Consider the following 375-nt stretch of genomic DNA (forward strand, 5'->3'; position numbering starts at 1 on the left):
GAGATTATTATTCTCTCTGGCGAACGGATGCAATTTGACTATCTTTATGCGGATGAAGTTCTTGAAGTGATGAAAAAATCGGTGGTCCAGATCGACGCACCACTGCCGCAAGTTAAAATCAATAAATGGGGCGATTTAATGTGGGCCAAGGGCGCTGCCGCTTATGCCATGGAAGGCGTCACGGAACATGCAATTCGGAAAATTTCGCAAGATGCACAAAGCTAAAATCCTCGTCGTGGTTGCTGCAAGTCTCAGCACATCCGCGTTTGCCGCTCCTGAATTTACACGCCTTCCCGCGCAGCCTCATCAGTATGTTGGTGGGTGGGAACATTATGTCGGTGGCGGCCTCGCCGCGTTTGATTGCAACAATGACGC

General features: G+C 49.9%; 1 pseudogene. It reads left to right on the top strand.

Annotation, left to right across the window (positions count from 1 at the left end):
- Nucleotides 1-225: pseudogene (locus AB9F29_RS21430) on the top strand (sugar kinase); the annotation flags it as partial.
- Nucleotides 226-375 lie beyond the last annotated feature (150 nt).

Source organism: Falsihalocynthiibacter sp. S25ZX9, from assembly GCF_041205405.1.
Lineage (GTDB): Bacteria > Pseudomonadota > Alphaproteobacteria > Rhodobacterales > Rhodobacteraceae > Falsihalocynthiibacter > Falsihalocynthiibacter arcticus.